Below are 15,278 nucleotides of genomic sequence, written 5' to 3'. Positions count from 1 at the left end.
CCGGGCCGATGTCGTCCCGGCCCGATGAGTAATCGACCCGACGACCGAAGGAATCTCGCGTGTCTGCGCAGACGACGGCGAAAACGCCGCAGAAGGAGAGTCCGGATCCTGGCTCCGCCGATCCGGTGGCCGGTAAGGGCTCCATAGCACCGAAGGTCTTCTGGCCCTCTGCCGTGGTGATCCTCGGCTTCGTCATTCTCGCCGCCAACGGCAAGGAAAAGGCCGCCGAAGCAGTTGCCACGATTCAGACCGAGGTCATCGGGAACCTGAGCTGGTTCTACCTGGCCCTGGTATCGCTGTTCGTGATCTTCTGCCTCTGGGTGGGAATCGGCCGCTACGGCGACATCAAGCTCGGTAAGGACGGGGAGAAACCCGAATTCGGCCTCATGTCCTGGCTGGCGATGCTGTTCGCCGCGGGCATGGGCATCGGCCTGGTCTTCTGGGGCGTGGCCGAGCCGCTCAACTTCTTCAACGCGCCGCGACCGGGCGTCGGCGGCAGCGACGCCGCGAAGTCCGAGTTCGCCATGGTGCAGACCTTCCTGCACTGGGGCATCCACCCGTGGGCCATCTACGTCGTGGTCGGCCTCGCGGTCGCCTACTCCGTGCACCGCAAGGGCCGCCCGGTCTCGATCCGTTGGGCCCTGGAGCCGGTTTTCGGCGACAAGGTGAAGGGTATCTGGGGCGACATCATCGACTCGGTCGCCGTCATCGGCACCCTGTTCGGTGTCGCGACCTCGCTGGGCTTCGGCGTCATGCAGGTTGCCAGCGGCATGGGCTTCCTCGGCTGGGTCGAGAACGCCGAGAGCAAGTCCCTGCTCGTCATTCTCATCATCTGCATCACCGCGGTCGCCACGCTCTCCGTGGTGACGGGCATCGGCAAGGGCATCAAGTGGCTGTCCAACGCCAACATGGGCATCGCCGCCCTCATCATGCTCTTCGTGCTGATCGCCGGCCCGACGCTGTACATCGCGAACACCCTCGTCCAGGACACCGGCGGCTACCTGCAGAACATCCTGTCGATGAGCTTCGACACGGGTGCCGCCTACGGTGACGACGGAACCAGCTGGGTCAACGGCTGGACCGTCTTCTACTGGGGCTGGTGGATCTCCTGGGCGCCCTTCGTCGGCATCTTCATCGCCCGCATCTCCCGCGGCCGCACCGTCCGCGAGTTCGTCTGCGGTGTCCTGCTGGTGCCGACCCTGCTGACCTTCGTGTGGTTCTCCATCTTCGGCGGTACCGCACTGTTCGAGCAGGTCAACGGTGAGCACAACTACATCACCAAAGAGGGCGTGAGCACGAACAACGCGCTGTTCGAGATGCTGGACACCCTGCCGGGCGGCAAGCTGGTCGCCGGGTTGGCGATCCTGCTGATCGTGCTGTTCTTCGTCACGTCCTCGGACTCCGGTTCGTACGTGGTCGACATGCTGGCCTCCGGCGGCGACCCGAACCCGCCGGTCTGGAGCCGGGTGTTCTGGGCGCTGACCGAAGGTGCCGTCGCCATCGCCCTGCTGGTCGCCTCCGGCAGCGAAGGCACGGCGTCGCTCGACACGTTGAAGACGGTGGCCATCCTCGTGGCCCTGCCGTTCTCCTTCGTGATGATCGGCATGTGCTGGGCGACCCTGCGGTCGTTCCGCCGGGAGCGCGAGGCCTACCTGGAGGCCAAGTTCCAGCGGCAGCAGGAGCAGCTGGTCGACGAGACCGTCGCGGCGCTCGAGAACGGCTCGCTCGCCGAGAACGGTGGCGGGAAGACCTCCGTCACCAAGAGCTGACCGCTTCGCGGTACCGCTGTGCGGGCCCTGCCCCGGTTCGGACGATGACCGGGGCGGGGCCCGCCTCTGCGTGTGCGGGAACGCTCGCGCCGGGCAGCGGGCGGTCGCGTCACCGCGGCCGCCCGTCGAGGTGGAGCGCCAGCCGCGGGCAGGCCGCCACGGCCCGGCGGGCATGGCGGCGCAACCGGTCGGGGACGGCCGGGTCCGTGAGCACCGGGTAGCCCCACTCGTCCGTCTCGATCCTCTCCGGGAGCAGTTCGGCGCACAGCCCTGCGCCGGTGCAGGCGATCCGGTCGATGCGCAGGGTGCGTGGGCCGTTCAACGCCAGGTCTCCTCGGGTGTCGTGGGTGGCACGGGGATGTTCGGAGTCCGATGCGCCGCGGGGCACGGACCCCGGGAGAGGTGGCGGTCGGCGTCGTCGGCGAAGGCGCGCAGCGCCGAGGCCGCGAGACGGCCGGCACCGTCCGGGTGCCGGCAGGCCCCCCGGCCCGGCAGCAGCGCGGTACGGCGGTGCAGCCGCGACAGCACGGCCGCGTCCCCCCGCCCGTCGGCCAGTGCCGCGAAGTCCTCCGCGACGGCGGGCAGTCCGAACCGGCACGGACCGCACTGGCGGGCGCTGTGGGCGGCCATGAAGGCGAGTATCCGGGCGGTTTCGGCGAGGCCGCAGGCCGCGCGGGGGAGCGCCACGAGAACCCCGGCGCCGGGAGCGGCCCCGAACGGGGCCAGCGCCCGCCGGGTGAAGGGCGTGCCTCCATGTGCCGCGGGCAGCCAGGTTCCGCCGAACCCACCGAGGAGCACCGCCTGCAGGTCTGCCGCGTTGCCCGACGCACCGTCGAGGATCGTGGCGACCGGAGTGCCGAGGGCGACCTCCAGCACCCCGGGAGCGGCGACCCCGCCGGACACGGTGACCAGGGCGGTACCCGGCTCGTCCGGCGTGCCCGCCGCCCGGAACCAGTCCGGTCCGCGGCGGGCGATGAGCGCCAGGTGCGCGAGAGTCTCCGCGTTCTGGACGAGCGTGGGGCGCCGCCCGACGCCGCGCTCGTGGCTGTGCGGCGTACTGCCCCGGGGCAGCGCGGGTCCCCCGTCGAGCCAACGCACCAGGGCGGTCGACTCGCTGGACACGTACGCGTCCGGAAGGGCATGTACCCGCAGCCGCACGGGGTCGATGCGGCTGCGCAGCCGCTCCTCCAGGGGAACGTCGAGCTGCCGCGGCCGTCCGGTGCCGTCACGCGGGAGACACACGTGCACGGTGTCCGCCCCCACGGCGAGGGCGGCCAGGACGGCGCCGTCCAGGACGAGATGCGGAGCGGCGGCGAGCAGCAACCGGTCCTTGCGACTGGCGGGTTCGCTCTCCATGGCGTTCACCACGACCACGCTCCGGCCCCGGCGTCCGGCGACCGCCCGCAGCTTGCGGGCCGTCGGGAAGCCGGCGCCGCCGCGTCCCGTCAGTCCGGCACGCTCCACAGCCTCCAGCAGCGGCGGCGGTGTCCGGCGGTCCCCCTGCGCCACGGCCTGCGGCAGCGGCCCGTGGCGCCCCAGGTGGTCCGCGAGCGTGGCCGCCCGGCCCGCCAGCAGGCGTCCGGCGACCGGGCCGGCGGCCCCGACCGCGCCGTCCGTAGCGGGGAGGGCGACGGACTCCGCCGCCGAGCCCGTCACAGCGGACCTCCGGTGCCGAGCAGCGGTGCGGCACGGTCCGCCCAGCCGGGCTGGAGCGGCCCCGCGACGAGGAACGACCACAGCACCACCGGCAGTGCGGCCGCGGCCGCCCCGGCCGTCAGACGGCCCGCGACGCGCCCCGGACCGGCCTGGGCCAGGCGCCACCACACGGCCGCGACCACCGAAGCCAGACACACCGCGTAGATCCAGAGTTGGAGGGTGAGCGGGGTGTCGGTGCCGGCCCCCGCGCTGTGGAAGAGCGCCGCAGGCCACGCCGCGTAGGCGAGCCAGTGCACCGCCTTCCACCGGCGCCGCCCCAACCGGTGGCGCACGGCGCTGGTCACCAGGACGGCGAGGAGCAGATCGAGGGCCACCGCGCCGAGCGCCAGCCAGAACGGCCGGTACGCGGCCCCGAACGGCACCACGGCCGCCGTCCACCGCAGTGCGACGAACGGGTCGAGGACCATCGTCACCACGTGCACGACGAGGAACGCCACGGCGAGCAGCGACACGTTGCGGTGGAGCACGCCGAGTTCGAACCGGCCGTGCCGGCGCGGGGCGACCCGCCCGCCGGACACCACCCCGAGGATCACGGCGGCGGTGAGCAGGATCAGCGCGAGCGTGCCGCTCGCGCGGCCCGCGTACCACAACGGGCTTCCAGCCAGGGCGAGTTCCGTCATCGTGCGCCTCCGGGAGCGAGCGGGGCGACGTCCTGGGGCCAGCCGCCGAGGCAGGAGACCCCGCCGTCGATACCGGTCAGCCGCGCGGGCAGGGCGGCGGCCCCCAGCCATGCGGGCGCCCCCTCGCCGAGCACCACGGCCGCGGTGGCCGCGGCGTTGGCGTCCACGCAGTCGGCGGCGGCGACGCTGACGGTGCGCCAGGTGGGCGCGGGGCAGGCGCCCGTGGCCGGATCGACGATGTGGTGGACGGTGCGCCCGGAGCGGCGCCAGGTGCGTACGCGAACGCCGGAGGTCGCCAGGGCCCCACCGCTGACCGCCACGCAGGGGGTGCCGGCGGTGGCGGGTTCGGTGTGGTCGTCGACGAGACCGACCCGCCAGCCGCCCCGCGGGGCCGGACCGGCGGTGGCGAGGTCACCGCCGAGGCTCACCAGCACGCCGCAGCCGGACCTCTCCGCGGCCCGCCGGGCGGCACGTTCGGCCGCGTGGGCCTTGGCGGTGGCGCCGAGATCGAGGTGCGTGCGCGGAGGGAGGTGCAGACGGCGGGTGCGCGGGTCGAAGACGATCCGCTGCCAGCCCGGAGCGGGGCGGGCCACCGGCAGCGGCCGGGCGTCGTCGGGCCGCACGGAGGCGAACGTGCGGTCGTACCCGAGCGCGAGCACCGCGCGGCCGACGGTCGGGTCGACTGCCCCGTCGGTGATCCGGGCCGCGTGCAGCGCCGCCCCGAGCGCCTCCGCGAAGTACTGGCCCACCGTTGTCGGGGAGCCCGCCCGCACGTTCACGCGGGTGAGTTCGGAGTCCGGGCGGAAACGGCTGCACGCACGGTCCACGGCCGCCACCTCCGCCCGCAGCACGGATTCCGCGACGGGCAGCGCCTCCGGTTCCGTCACCAGCACCGCGGCGGTGGTGCCGAGTGCGGGGAAGGCGGCACGGGCCGTGCCGGTGGGGTGCGTGCCGGGGGTCACGACGCGCCCGTGGTGGTGTGCGGCTGCGCGCGGCCCGCCGCGGGTGGGTGCGCGGGGGGTTTCGGCGCCGTGGGCTGCGGCGTGGCCGTTCCGCCCGTGCGGTGGCCGTCCGCGCCCGGGCGCTGCTGGTTCGTCCCGGAGCCGTCGGCGGACCCCGGCGGGTGCTGCGCGGGGGCGTGCGACGGTGCCGGGGCGGCCGTGCTTCCCGGCAGCAGCTGGCCGTAGAGCGTGCCCAGGCCCGCCGTGCCCGTCACCGCGGCCGCGGCGATCCACCGGGTCGTCCTGCTGCTCCGCCGCAGACCCCGGGACCGTGCGCGGGGAGAACCGGTGGGCGGTGGCGTCCGGTCGGGATCGTCGGGCGAGGGTGCCATGGCGGCGCTCCTGGTGACGTGGTGGCCGGTTTCGGCTGCGTGCACTTCCAGGTTCCGGCCGCGGCATGCAGGAACCGGCTCACGTCCTCTTCAGAAGCGGTAAAGATTCCTCGGCGGTGTGTCGCTCACCCGGTTCCCCGCTCCTGCCACCGCGGCAGGTCCAGGACGACGGTCAGCCCGCCTCCGGGGGTGTCCCGCAGCGCGGCCTGTCCCCCGTTGACGGTGACCAGCCGGTGGACGATGGCCAGTCCCAGGCCGGTGCCCTTCGCGTCGGGGTTGCCGAAGCGGCGGAACGCGACCGCCTTGGCCGCGTCGGTCATCCCCGGCCCGTCGTCGCGCACGAGGAGGCGGACGGAGGCGCCCGCCGCCCGGTGCTCGATCCGCACGCTCCCGCCGCCGGGCACGGCCTCCACCGCGTTGGCGACGAGGTTGTCGAGGATCTGCTCCAGGTGTCCCGCCCCGAGGGCGACGGCCACCGCGGGCCCGTCCGGGGCGGCGGACAGCCGCACGTCGCGTTCCGCCGCGACCGGCGACCACGCGGCGACCCGTTCGGCCACCGCCTCGTCGACCCGCACGGCGACGGGGTGCGGGGTGGCCTGCTCCGCGCGGGCCACCGTGAGCAGTCCCTCGACCATGCGGGAGAGGCGGGCGATCTCCTCCTGGGCGGAGGCCAGTTCCTCGGCGGTGTCGCCGGCCGCACCGGCGGCCAGCACGTCGAGCCGCAGCCGCAGCGCGGTCAGCGGGGTGCGCAACTGGTGGGACACGTCCGCGATCATCGCCCGGTGCCCGTGCACGAGGGTCTCCGTGCGGGCCGCCATGGTGTTGAACGTGGCGGCCAGGCGCCGCACTTCGGGAGGCCCGCCCTCGACGTCGGCGCGTGCGTCCAGCCTGCCCTCGCCGAGCCGGCGGGCACTGGCGTCCAGCGTGGACAACGGGCGGCTGACCCAGCGGGCGAGTCGGACGGACAGCAGCACCGAGGCGGCGAGCCCGGCCGCGCCGATCGCCGCGGACCACCCCCAGATCGCGGCGACTCGGGCGTCGCGCGGTGCCGCGGACCGTGCCAGGACCACGACCCCGGCGGGCCGCCGTTCCTCGCCGGTGGGTTCGGCCGTCAGCGTCCGGCCCTCCTCCTCCAGCGCCCCCGGTTCGTTCCCGGCCAGGACCTCCGCCACGAGCTGCTTCGCCTCCTCGCCCCGGGCGGCGCCGCAGGGCGTGGCGGCCACGAGACGCAGCGAGGTGTCGTACACGGCGGCGCAGTCCCCGGCATCGGCCGCGGCCGCCAGCACACGCCGCGTGCCGGCGGCCGGCTCGTGGTCGGAGAGGTGTTCCTCGGCCTTGGCGGCGACGACGCGGGTCGCCGCGCGCTGGCTGTCCCGGTACGCGGACCGCTCGTTCGCGGTGAGCGACACGGCCAGGGGCACGACCGCCAGCACCAGGAGCACCGCGGTGAGGATCAGCAGCGTCCAGGCGATCCGGCGCGTCACGGGGACTCCCCGGGTGTGCCGAGGCGGAACCCGTGCCCGTAGACGTTCTCGATCAGCCCTGGCACCCCCAACTTGCGGCGCAGCGAGGCCACATGCACGTCAAGCACCTTCGTGGGGCCGTACCAGTGGGCGTCCCAGGCCCGCTCCAGGATCTGCTGCCGGCTCATCACCCTCCCGGGGTCGGTGGCCAGGCATTCGAGGATGCCGAACTCCTTCGGGGTCAGCGCGACGGCCTGGCCGTCGACCGCGACCTGCCGTGTTCTCAGGTCCAGCGCGAGCGGACCGTGCCGCACGACCTCCGGCTCCGCCGGACGCCTGCGCCGCAGGACCGCGCGGATCCGTGCCAGCAGTTCGGCCAGCCCGAACGGTTTCACGAGGTAGTCGTCGGCCCCTTCGTCCAGGGCCACCACCCGGTCCGCCTCCTCGCCGCGCGCGGTGACGGCGATGATCGCGGCGTCGGACCGGCCGCGCAGGGTCCGGCAGACCTCCAGCCCGTCGATGTCCGGCAGCCCCATGTCGAGCAGGACGACGTCCGTCGCGGCGGCGGTGAGCGCGTCACGGCCCGTACGGACCGCCTCGGCGCGGTACCCGGCCTGCCGCAGCCCGCGCACCAGGGACTCCGCGATGCCCCGGTCGTCCTCCACGACCAGCACCCGGGTCGCGTCGGCCGCACCGGTGCCCCGGGTGTCCATGCGTGTCTCCCGCCTTCCGGGCGAGCCCGCTGTTGCGGCCGCTCGCCCTCAGCCCTTCCTCGTCCGCACCGACTCCGCGGGTGCGCAGGCCCGCAGCGTCATGGTGCCGACAGTACTCGGTGGAGGCGCCGGGCCGTCGCAGGTGACGGGCTGCACCGGGAGGGTGGGGAAGGGCGGGGCTCCCGTCAGGGCCACACCAGGCAGTAGGGCTGGTGCCCGGCCATGTGGAGCCGCTCGGAGAAGTCCTGCCACTCGTGGAGCAGCCGGTACACGTTGAACGCGTCCTGCGGGCCGCTGCGGTCGGGCACGGTGGACCAGATGAACGCCGCCGCGCCCACCGATTCCTCACCGATGCCGCGCAGCGGGTCGACGACCGTCATAGGGAGCTTGACCACGGCGTAGTCGGGGTGCAGCACGACCAGTTCGAGCGGCGGCACCCGGTGCAGCGGAATGCCCTCGATGCCCGTCAGCACCATCGCGGCCATGGTCTCCGGCTTGATTTTGGTGAACATGCCCTGACCCAGCTCGTCCCCGCCGAGTTCCTCGGGGCGCATGGAGATCGGCACGCGGGCGGCGGTCGCACCGTCCGGTGCACCGAAGTACTTGTAGGTCACCCCCACGCGGCCGCCACCCCTGTTGTTCTCAGTTCCCGCTGCCCGACGTCGGTGCCGTCCGCGCGCCTGCTCAGGCTCCAGTCCCCCTGTGCCCTCGCCCAGACCGCCACCGCGTTGCATGTCACCACCCGACCACTCGCGGACCGTGCCGCGCAACCAGATCATCGTGTCAGAAGACCTCCCCGCGCACGCGGGTACGAAACGCCCCGAGACCCCGACGAACCCGGAAGCTCTGACACCATGGCGTCGTGACTTACTCGTTCGACGCCCCAGTATCGCAGTCGTTGTTCGACCGCGCCGCCGCCGTGACACCGGGAGGCGTGAACTCGCCCGTCCGCGCCTTCCGCGCGGTGGGCGGCACGCCCCGCTTCATGGTGTCCGGCAGCGGCCCCCGCCTCACCGACGCCGACGGTCGCGAGTACGTCGACCTGGTGTGCTCGTGGGGTCCGATGATCCTCGGACACGCCCACCCCCAGGTCGTGGAGGCCGTCCGGGAGGCGGTCTCCCGGGGCATGTCCTTCGGCACGCCGGGCGAGGGGGAGGTCGAGCTCGCCGAGGAGATCGTCGACCGTGTCGCCCCGGTCGAGGCGGTGCGGCTGGTCTCCAGCGGTACCGAGGCCACGATGTCCGCGATCCGGCTCGCCCGCGGCTTCACCGGACGCCCCAAGGTGATCAAGTTCGCCGGCTGCTACCACGGTCACGTGGACGCCCTGCTGGCCGCGGCCGGTTCCGGCGTGGCCACCCTCGCGCTGCCCGACACCCCGGGCGTCACCGGCGCGACCGCCGCGGACACGATCGTGCTGCCGTACAACGACCTGCAGGCCGTGACGGCCGCGTTCGCCGCGCACCCCGGGCAGATCGCCTGCGTGATCACGGAGGCCTCCCCGGGCAACATGGGCGTCGTCCCGCCCCGCGACGGCTTCAACCGGGCGGTGCGCGACCTGTGCAGCACCCACGGCGCGCTCTACGTGTCCGACGAGGTCATGACCGGTTTCCGCGTCGGCCGGGCCGGCTGGTACGGCCTGGACGGCGTCGAGCCCGACCTGCTGACCTTCGGCAAGGTGATGGGCGGCGGCTTCCCCGCCGCCGCGTTCGGCGGCCGCCGGGACGTCATGGAGCACCTCGCCCCCAGCGGTCCCGTCTACCAGGCGGGCACCCTCTCCGGGAACCCGGTGGCCACCGCCGCCGGAGTCGCGCAGCTCCGCCTCCTCGACGACGCCGCGTACGCCGCGCTGGACGCCGTCTCCGAACGGCTGCAGGGTCTGGCCACCGCGGCCCTCGACGCGGCGGGCGTGGCCCACCGGCTGCAGACCGCGGGCAGCATGTTCTCGGTGTTCTTCACCGACTCCCCGGTGCACGACTACGACGGTGCCAAGGAACAGGAGGCGTTCCGCTACAAGGCGTTCTTCCACTCCATGCTGGAACAGGGCGTCTACCTCCCGCCGTCCGCGTTCGAGTCGTGGTTCGTCTCCACCGCGCTGGACGAGCAGGCACTGGAGCAGATCGCCGAGGCCCTGCCGGCCGCCGCGCAGGCCGCGGCCCGGGCGAAGCCGGAGAGCGACGCATGAGCCCCACCGTGACCGTCGTGCACGTGGTCCGGCACGGCGAGGTCCACAACCCGGAGGGCATCCTCTACGGCCGCCTCCCGGGCTACCACCTCTCGGATCTGGGCCGCCGCATGGCCGACCGGGTCGCCGAGCACCTGGCGGACCGGGACATTGTCCACGGCGTCTCGTCACCGCTGGAACGGGCCCAGGAGACCCTCCAGCCGATTGCCAAGTCGCACGGGCTGGAGCCCGCCACGGACGACCGCCTCATCGAGGCGGGCAACCTCTTCCAGGGCAAGACCTTCGGGGTCGGCGACGGTGCGCTGCGGCGCCCCGCGAACTGGCGGCACCTGCGGAACCCGTTCCGGCCCTCCTGGGGGGAGCCGTACGTCCACCAGGTGGTGCGCATGGCGCGGGCGGTCGACCGCGCCAAGGACCTTGCCCGCGGCCACGAGGCGGTCTGCGTCAGCCACCAGTTGCCGATCTGGGTGCTGCGCTGCCACGTCGAGGGCCGCCGGCTGTGGCACGACCCGCGCAACCGGCAGTGCACGCTGGCGTCGCTGACCTCCTTCACGTACCTGGACGACACCATCGTCTCCGTCGGGTACAGCGAGCCCGCGCTGGATCTGGTGCCGCCGCACCTGCGGGCCGGCGGCAGCCCGGGAAACCCGCCCGCGGCGGGTGCCTGAGAGTCCCGGCACATGCCCGGTGAGCTGCGGTTCCGTGGCCCAGCAGGGGGGTGCGCGGTCCGGCCCGCACCCCCATGGGAAACTTTTCACATGAGTCCGATCCGTGCCTTCCGTCGCCGTACGCGCCCGTCGGCTCTCGCCGCGACCGTGCTCACGGGCGCGCTGCTGCTCGCCGGCTGCGGCGAGGAGCAGCAGGCCTCGGGGAAGGACGGTGCCGGCTTCGTCCAGGGCACCGGGCAGGTCACCGAGGTCCCCAAGGGTGAACGGAAGCAGGCCCCCGACATCGGCGGCGACACCGTCGGCGGCGGCGAGGCCCGGCTCTCCGACTACCGGGGCAAGGTCGTGGTCGTCAACGTCTGGGGCTCCTGGTGCGCGCCGTGCCGCGCGGAGGCTCCGCACCTGGTGACCGTGGCCCGCGAAACGAAGGACCGCGGCGTCCGGTTCCTCGGCATCAACACCCGCGACCTGGACAAGGCGCCGGCCCGGGCGTTCGAGCGCACCTACGACGTCCCGTACCCCAGCCTGTACGACCCGGACGGCCGGCAGATGCTGAAGTTCCCCAAGGGCACGCTCTCCCTGCAGACCATCCCCTCCACCCTGATCATCGACCGGGACGGCCGGATCGCCGTCCAGGCGCTGACCGAGCTGGACGAGGACCGGCTCCGGTCGTTGCTCGAGCCGCTGCTGGCGGAGAAGTGACGGCTCCATGACCGCCTCTGCCGCGCTGTCCGCACTGGCCGCCTCCCCGCACCAGACCGTCGTCACCGGCACGCTCCTCCTGGCCGTGCCCGTCGCACTGTTCGCCGGACTGGTGTCGTTCTTCTCCCCCTGCGTGCTGCCGCTCGTCCCCGGCTACCTGTCGTACGTCACCGGCGTCAGCGGCACCGATCTCGCGGACGCCCGCCGGGGCCGCGTGCTCGGCGGCGCCGCCCTGTTCGTGCTCGGCTTCACCGCGGTCTTCGTCTCCGGCGGGGCGCTGTTCGGGTACTTCGGCACCACGCTCCAGGAGCACCGGGCGATCATCTCGCGGGTCCTGGGAGCAGTGACGATCCTGCTGGGCCTGTCGTTCATGGGGTCCGGCTCCGGCCTGCTGCAGCGGATCACCTCGCGGGAGGTGCGCATCCACCGCCGCCCGGCCGTCGGGCTGGCGGGCGCGCCCGTGCTGGGCGTGCTGTTCGGCATCGGGTGGACGCCGTGCATCGGCCCGACGCTGTCCGCGGTGACGGCGCTGGCGCTCCGGGAGGCCAGCGCCGGACGCGGCGCGCTGCTGACGGCCGCGTACTGCCTCGGTCTGGGCGTGCCGTTCCTCGTGGCGGCGGTGCTGTTCCGCCGCACGCTCGGGGCGTTCGACTGGGTCAAGCGGCACTACGTGTGGGTGATGCGCCTCGGCGGCGGCCTGCTCGTCGCGGTGGGCGTGCTGCTGGTCACGGGAGCATGGGACCGAATCGTCTACGAACTACAGGTGTGGTCCGGCGGCTTCACCGTGGGGATCTGAGCGTGATGAGCGACGACACCACCACCGGGCCGGCCGACAGCCGTGCCGGGACCGCGACGGAGGACGGCGAGTTCGGCGCCGCGATGTCGCAGCTGTCCACCACCCCCGCGGAGGACCGCGGCCAGGCGGTGCAGGGCTCGTTCGGCGGGGTCCGCGCCCCCGGCGTTGCCGGCGCAGCCGCCTGGACCGGGCGCGAACTGCTGGGCTGGGCACGCTGGTTCTGGCGTCAGCTCACCTCGATGCGGGTGGCGCTGATCCTGCTGTTCCTGCTGTCCCTCGCGGCGATCCCGGGCTCGGTCGTCCCGCAGCAGTCCGTGGACCCCACGCGGGTCCAGGAGTTCCGCACCGACCATCCGGCGCTCGCGGACGTCTACGACGTCCTCCAGCTGTTCGACGTCTACACCTCGGTGTGGTTCTCCGCGATCTACCTCCTGCTCTTCGTGTCGCTGATCGGCTGCATCGTGCCCCGCACCGGGCAGTTCGTCGGCCAGCTGCGGGCCCGGCCGCCGCGCGCGCCCCGGCGGCTGGACCGCATGCCCGCGTTCACCACCTGGCGCACCGACGCCGGTGCGGACGAGGTCGTGGCGGCCGCGCGGGGCCTGCTGCGCGGCAGGCGGTACCGCGTCGCGGCCGACGGCGAAGCGGTGGCCTCGGAGAAGGGCTTCCTGCGCGAGGCCGGGAACCTGGCCTTCCACATCGCCCTGATCGTGCTGCTGGTGGCGTTCGCGGCGGGACAGTTGTTCCGCTCCGAGGGAGGCACGCTCGTCACCGTCGGCAACGGGTTCTCCAACACCAAGTCCCTCTACGACGACTTCTCCTCCGGCTCCCTCTTCACCTCCGACGACCTGGAGGACTTCGGTTTCCGGCTCGACGGGTTCGACGCCACCTTCGAGAAGAAGGGCCCCAACCGCGGCAGCGTCCGCACCGCCCGCGCCGACGTCACCTACTGGACCTCTGCCGAGGGATCTGACACCGAGGCCTCGATCGAGGTCAACAAGCCGCTGGAGGTGGGGGACAGCAAGGTCTACCTGCTCGCCAACGGCTATGCGCCGGTCGTGTCGTTCACCGACGCGCAGGGCAACCTCGCCTACCGCGGCCCCGTGCCGTTCCTGCCGCAGGACACGAACCTCACCTCCAGCGGTGTGATCAAGGTTCCCGACGCGGTCGGCAGCAACGGCGAACCCCAGCAGTTCGGCTTCCAGGGATTCTTCGTCCCCACCTTCGGGGGCGCCGAGTCCGGCAGCATGTTCTCCCAGTGGCCCGGCCCGAAGTACCCGGTGCTCTTCCTCACCGCCTACCGGGGCGACCTCGGAGTGGACGCGGGCCTGCCGCAGAACGTCTACCAGCTCGACACCGACCGCATGAAGCAGTTCAAGAAGGCCGACGGCAGCCCGTTCGCGCAGAAGATGCTGCCCGGCGAAACCATGAAGCTTCCGGACGGCGCGGGCGAGCTGCGGTTCGAGGGCATCAAGCGCTGGGCCAACTTCCAGGTGACGCACCAGGTCGCGGCCGGCTGGGCGCTGGGCGGCGCGCTCGCCGCCATCGCCGGACTGGCCGGATCGCTGTTCATCCAGCGCCGCCGCGTCTGGGTGCGTGCCGTGGCCGGACCCGACGGCACCACCGTCGTCGAGATGGCCGGACTGGGCCGCAGCGAGTCGCCGCGGCTCGCCGAGGAACTGGGCGACCTCGCCGCCGCCCTGCAGGACGACGCCCCGCCGGCGGCAACCGGGGACCCCGCGGCCGACCGGCCCGGCGAAGCAGAGAAGTCACCCTCCCGAGGAGAGCGCGCGTGAACCTCCTGAACACCGCCGCCGCGACCCACGAGTCGCTCGCCGAGATCAGCAATTACCTGGTGTACTCGGCGATGGCCGTCTACGCCCTGGCGTTCGGCGCGCACATCGCCGAGTGGGTACTGGGCAGCCGCAGCAGGGTCGCCCGCACGGCGTCGGCACTGACGGCCGATACCCCCGCTGCGGACGGCACGGCACGGTCCACAGCGCCGGACGTCACCGTCCGCACCGGCGGGGCGACCGGGGTGCTGGAACGTCCGAAGGTCATCACCCGTTCCGGTGCGGGCCGCCGCGGCGACCTCCCGGACGGCCCCGGCGCCTCCGGCGGCGACGAGCAGGGCGACCTCTACGGCCGGATGGCGATCTCCCTGACCGTCCTCGCCTTCGCGCTGCACGCGGCCGCCGTCCTCGCCCGCGCCCTGTCCGTGGGCCGCGCCCCCTGGGCGAACATGTACGAGTTCTCCACCACGTTCGCCATGGTCGTCGTCGGTGCGTACCTCGTGCTGCTGGCGACGGGGAAGAACATCCGCTGGGTCGGCCTTCCGCTGGTCACCAGCGTCCTGCTCGACCTGGGCCTGGCCACCACCTGGCTCTACACCGAGAGCGACCAGCTCGTCCCCGCCCTCCACTCCTACTGGCTGTGGATCCACGTCTCGATGGCGATCGTCTGCGGGGCGCTCTTCTACCTCGGGTTCGTCGGCACGATCCTCTACCTGTTCCGCGACCACTACGAGACGAAGCTGCTGGCGGGCGGCAAGCCCGGGGCGTTCGCGACCTCCGTGCTGGAGCGCCTGCCGTCGTCGGGCTCGCTGGACAAGTTCTCCTACCGGATCAACGCGGCCGTCTTCCCGTTCTGGACCTTCACCATCGTCGCGGGCGCCATCTGGGCCGGTGACGCCTGGGGCCGCTACTGGGGCTGGGACCCCAAGGAGGTCTGGTCCTTTATCACCTGGGTCGCCTACGCCAGCTACCTGCACGCCCGCGCGACCGCCGGCTGGAAGGGCCGCAAGGCCGCCTACCTGGTGCTGTTCGCCTTCGCCTGCTGGATCTTCAACTACTACGGCGTCAACATCTTCTTCAACGGCAAGCACAGCTACTCGGGGCTGTGACGGCCGGCGGCGGTCGCCGCGTCAGGCTCCGGCGGGCGGCGGCGTCTCCTCGCCACCGCCGCCGCGGCGGCGGCGCTGCTCGTCCTCCTCGCCCAGCGACTTGAGGAAGTCCGGATTGTCGTCCGGCGCGACCCAGCGGCGCTCCTGCGGCCGCTGCGCGCCGTACGGGGCGTTGCGGCGGGGACGGCCCGCCACGAACCAGGCCACCGAACCGATCAGCAGGTAGCCGAAGAACAGCACGATGAAGACCCACGCCAGCTTGGGCAGCTTGCGCACCTCGTTCTCGGGCGTGTTCAGGCAGTCGATGAACGCGAAGATCCACAACGCGAGGAGCAGCAGCGTGGGCAGGTACCTGATCATGTCGCGTGCCCCTCGGAAAGCGGATGCGGCGGACGTACGAGCACCAGCGTAACCGTGCGG

Annotated in this window: 16 protein-coding genes; 7 read left to right on the top strand and 9 right to left on the bottom strand. The window is 73.0% G+C overall.

The features are described 5' to 3' along the window. Window positions 1-59: 59 nt before the first annotated feature. Entirely contained in the window at window positions 60-1,769 is a 1,710-nt protein-coding gene (locus ACL06G_RS13325) for a BCCT family transporter (RefSeq protein WP_412786590.1), read from the top strand. A gap of 109 nt (window positions 1,770-1,878) precedes the next feature. Here the strand turns inward: ACL06G_RS13325 and ACL06G_RS13320 are convergent, their stop codons facing one another. The 8 genes from ACL06G_RS13320 to ACL06G_RS13285 form a co-directional block, all read right to left on the bottom strand. Next, complete coding sequence (locus tag ACL06G_RS13320; protein WP_412786589.1) at window positions 1,879-2,091, bottom strand: ferredoxin; 213 nt, start codon at window positions 2,089-2,091, stop codon at window positions 1,879-1,881. Then, entirely contained in the window at window positions 2,088-3,425 is a 1,338-nt protein-coding gene (locus ACL06G_RS13315) for an NADH-ubiquinone oxidoreductase-F iron-sulfur binding region domain-containing protein (RefSeq protein ID WP_412835922.1), read from the bottom strand. Before ACL06G_RS13315 ends, ACL06G_RS13320 begins: the two co-directional genes overlap by 4 nt. Next, complete coding sequence (locus tag ACL06G_RS13310; RefSeq protein ID WP_412786587.1) at window positions 3,422-4,105, bottom strand: ferric reductase-like transmembrane domain-containing protein; 684 nt, start codon at window positions 4,103-4,105, stop codon at window positions 3,422-3,424. The genes ACL06G_RS13315 and ACL06G_RS13310 overlap by 4 nt, the downstream gene beginning before the upstream one ends. Further along, window positions 4,102-5,067 (bottom strand): FAD:protein FMN transferase, encoded by a 966-nt coding sequence (locus ACL06G_RS13305; RefSeq protein ID WP_412835921.1) that lies wholly within the window; start codon window positions 5,065-5,067, stop codon window positions 4,102-4,104. The genes ACL06G_RS13310 and ACL06G_RS13305 overlap by 4 nt, the downstream gene beginning before the upstream one ends. Beyond that, window positions 5,064-5,438, bottom strand: coding sequence for a hypothetical protein (locus ACL06G_RS13300; RefSeq protein ID WP_412786585.1), 375 nt, complete (start codon window positions 5,436-5,438; stop codon window positions 5,064-5,066). Before ACL06G_RS13300 ends, ACL06G_RS13305 begins: the two co-directional genes overlap by 4 nt. Before the next feature lie 125 nt (window positions 5,439-5,563). After that, complete coding sequence (locus ACL06G_RS13295) at window positions 5,564-6,922, bottom strand: sensor histidine kinase (RefSeq protein WP_412786584.1); 1,359 nt, start codon at window positions 6,920-6,922, stop codon at window positions 5,564-5,566. Continuing rightward, entirely contained in the window at window positions 6,919-7,614 is a 696-nt protein-coding gene (locus ACL06G_RS13290; protein WP_412786583.1) for a response regulator transcription factor, read from the bottom strand. The genes ACL06G_RS13295 and ACL06G_RS13290 overlap by 4 nt, the downstream gene beginning before the upstream one ends. A gap of 185 nt (window positions 7,615-7,799) precedes the next feature. After that, window positions 7,800-8,348: a hypothetical protein gene (locus ACL06G_RS13285; RefSeq protein WP_412786622.1), complete on the bottom strand. Its 549-nt coding sequence runs from the start codon at window positions 8,346-8,348 to the stop codon at window positions 7,800-7,802. A gap of 128 nt (window positions 8,349-8,476) precedes the next feature. On the opposite strand from ACL06G_RS13285, the gene hemL reads away from it, so the two are divergent. From hemL to ccsB, 6 genes are all read left to right on the top strand, one after another. Then, window positions 8,477-9,796, top strand: a complete 1,320-nt coding sequence (hemL, locus tag ACL06G_RS13280; RefSeq protein ID WP_412786582.1) for a glutamate-1-semialdehyde 2,1-aminomutase — start codon at window positions 8,477-8,479, stop codon at window positions 9,794-9,796. Next, window positions 9,793-10,464 (top strand): histidine phosphatase family protein, encoded by a 672-nt coding sequence (locus tag ACL06G_RS13275; RefSeq protein ID WP_412786581.1) that lies wholly within the window; start codon window positions 9,793-9,795, stop codon window positions 10,462-10,464. The genes hemL and ACL06G_RS13275 overlap by 4 nt, the downstream gene beginning before the upstream one ends. Window positions 10,465-10,554: 90 nt before the next feature. Next, window positions 10,555-11,163 (top strand): TlpA family protein disulfide reductase, encoded by a 609-nt coding sequence (locus ACL06G_RS13270; RefSeq protein ID WP_412786580.1) that lies wholly within the window; start codon window positions 10,555-10,557, stop codon window positions 11,161-11,163. Window positions 11,164-11,170: 7 nt separating this feature from the next. Then, complete coding sequence (locus tag ACL06G_RS13265) at window positions 11,171-11,959, top strand: cytochrome c biogenesis CcdA family protein (RefSeq protein ID WP_412835920.1); 789 nt, start codon at window positions 11,171-11,173, stop codon at window positions 11,957-11,959. Window positions 11,960-11,964: 5 nt separating this feature from the next. Continuing rightward, entirely contained in the window at window positions 11,965-13,752 is a 1,788-nt protein-coding gene (resB, locus tag ACL06G_RS13260) for a cytochrome c biogenesis protein ResB (protein ID WP_412835919.1), read from the top strand. Window positions 13,753-13,757: 5 nt separating this feature from the next. Then, a complete protein-coding gene (ccsB, locus tag ACL06G_RS13255; protein ID WP_412786621.1) occupies window positions 13,758-14,858 on the top strand; it encodes a c-type cytochrome biogenesis protein CcsB in 1,101 nt (366 codons plus the stop codon). Between the two features lie 21 nt (window positions 14,859-14,879). On the opposite strand, the gene ACL06G_RS13250 is transcribed toward ccsB, so the two are convergent. Then, complete coding sequence (locus ACL06G_RS13250) at window positions 14,880-15,218, bottom strand: PLD nuclease N-terminal domain-containing protein (RefSeq protein WP_412786577.1); 339 nt, start codon at window positions 15,216-15,218, stop codon at window positions 14,880-14,882. Window positions 15,219-15,278: the final 60 nt, after the last annotated feature.

Source organism: Streptomyces callyspongiae, assembly GCF_047200695.1.
Lineage (GTDB): Bacteria > Actinomycetota > Actinomycetes > Streptomycetales > Streptomycetaceae > Streptomyces.
The sequence above is the reverse complement of the archived record's forward strand: the minus strand, read 5'-3'. Positions and strand labels throughout refer to the sequence as shown.

Coding starts and splice junctions, on each gene's coding strand:
- ACL06G_RS13310 (WP_412786587.1), bottom strand. CDS start 4,105: ATGACGGAACTCGCCCTGGCTGGAAGCCCGTTGTGGTACGCGGGCCGC.
- ACL06G_RS13300 (WP_412786585.1), bottom strand. CDS start 5,438: ATGGCACCCTCGCCCGACGATCCCGACCGGACGCCACCGCCCACCGGT.
- ACL06G_RS13290 (WP_412786583.1), bottom strand. CDS start 7,614: ATGGACACCCGGGGCACCGGTGCGGCCGACGCGACCCGGGTGCTGGTC.
- ACL06G_RS13285 (WP_412786622.1), bottom strand. CDS start 8,348: ATGCAACGCGGTGGCGGTCTGGGCGAGGGCACAGGGGGACTGGAGCCT.
- ACL06G_RS13275 (WP_412786581.1), top strand. CDS start 9,793: ATGAGCCCCACCGTGACCGTCGTGCACGTGGTCCGGCACGGCGAGGTC.
- ACL06G_RS13270 (WP_412786580.1), top strand. CDS start 10,555: ATGAGTCCGATCCGTGCCTTCCGTCGCCGTACGCGCCCGTCGGCTCTC.
- ACL06G_RS13265 (WP_412835920.1), top strand. CDS start 11,171: ATGACCGCCTCTGCCGCGCTGTCCGCACTGGCCGCCTCCCCGCACCAG.
- resB (WP_412835919.1), top strand. CDS start 11,965: ATGAGCGACGACACCACCACCGGGCCGGCCGACAGCCGTGCCGGGACC.
- ACL06G_RS13250 (WP_412786577.1), bottom strand. CDS start 15,218: ATGATCAGGTACCTGCCCACGCTGCTGCTCCTCGCGTTGTGGATCTTC.